Below are 1,494 nucleotides of genomic sequence, written 5' to 3' on the forward strand. Positions count from 1 at the left end.
TGCTGGTGGTCGCCGTCCTCGCCCGCATCCCGCTCACCGCGACCGGGGTGACGCTGACCTTCCACGTGGTGTTCGACCTCGGCCGCGGTTACGGGGCCGCCGGCCTGGTCGGTGCGGCGGTCACCGTCGGCGCGGCGATCGGCGGGCCGATTCTCGGTCGGCTGGTGGACCAGCGGGGTCTCCGCCCGGTCCTGGTGCTCACCGGCATCGCGGAGGCGATCTTCTGGTCCACCGCGCCCACACTGCCGTACCCAGTGCTCCTGCCCGCCGCGTTCGTGGCCGGCTCGCTGGCCCTGCCGATCTTCTCGGTGGTCCGTCAGTCGATCGCCGCGTTGGTCCCGGAGGACCAGCGCCGCCCGGCGTACGCGTTGGACTCGATGTCGGTGGAGCTGTCGTTCATGATCGGCCCGGCGTTGGCCGTCGCGCTGGTCACCGCGATCTCCGCGCAGACCACCATGTACCTGGTCGGCGGCGGCATCGTGGCCGCCGGCATCGCCCTGTGGCTGGTCAACCCGCCGATCCGCGAAGCCACCACCGGGGAGCCCAGCGGACCGGCCCAGCGGGTGCCTCGCCGGCAGTGGCTGACGCCACGGCTGCTCGCCGTACTGGCCCTCAGCACCGCTGCAACACTGGTGCTCGGCGGCACCGACGTGGCGGTGGTCGCGGTGCTCCGGGCCAGCGGTGAGGTCGGTTGGACTGGCGCGGTGCTGGCCATCTGGGCGGTCGCCTCGCTGGCCGGCGGGTTCGCCTACGGGGCCGTGCACCGATCGTTCTCCCCACTGGCGTTGACCGCCGCACTCGCCCTGTGCACCATCCCGGTCGGGCTGGGCGGCGCGCACTGGTGGCTGCTGTGCCTGGCGCTGATCCCGGCCGGTGCGCTCTGCGCGCCGACCATCGCGGCCAGTTCGGACGCGGTCAGCCGCCTGGTCCCGGCCCAGGTACGCGGTGAGGCGATGGGACTGCACGGCTCGGCGGTCACCGTGGGCATCGCGATCGGTGCGCCGCTCGCCGGAGCGGTGATCGACGCCAGCTCGCCGGCCTGGGGTTTCGTGGTCACCGGGGCACTCGGCGCGCTGGTCACGGTGGTGGTGCTCCCGATCGAGCTGCGTCGCCGTCGCGCCGCCGCGACCACCCCACCGCCCGTCGAGGCGGACCTCACCCCCGCCGCCCGCTAACGGTCTGACCCAGGCCGGACCGGACCGGACCGGACTGAGGCAGCTCCGCCGGCAGGCGAGCCGGAACGGGTCGGGGCAGCCGTGCGCCGACCTAATTGGGTGGGTGTGTCGCCCGGCAGTTTCCGGCCGGCGCGCTGTCTGGGGCAGCAAGGTACCGGGGTGACTGCGGATCGAGGTGGCCACCGGGCCTCCGGGCCACCGGGCCACCGGGCCACCGGGCGACCGGGCCACCGGGCCTCCGGGCCACCGGGCCACCGGGCCACCGGGCCACCGGGCCTCCGGGCCACCGGGCCACCGGGCCACCGGGCCACCGGGCGAC

Annotated in this window: 1 protein-coding gene; it reads left to right on the forward strand. The window is 75.1% G+C overall.

The window, feature by feature from the left end; genetic code table 11:
• Window positions 1–2: 2 nt before the first annotated feature.
• Window positions 3–1,175 (forward strand): MFS transporter, encoded by a 1,173-nt coding sequence (locus KBX53_RS32645; RefSeq protein WP_247676559.1) that lies wholly within the window; start codon window positions 3–5, stop codon window positions 1,173–1,175.
• Window positions 1,176–1,494: the final 319 nt, after the last annotated feature.

This window comes from Micromonospora sp. M51 (assembly GCF_018070305.1).
Lineage (GTDB): Bacteria > Actinomycetota > Actinomycetes > Mycobacteriales > Micromonosporaceae > Micromonospora > Micromonospora parva.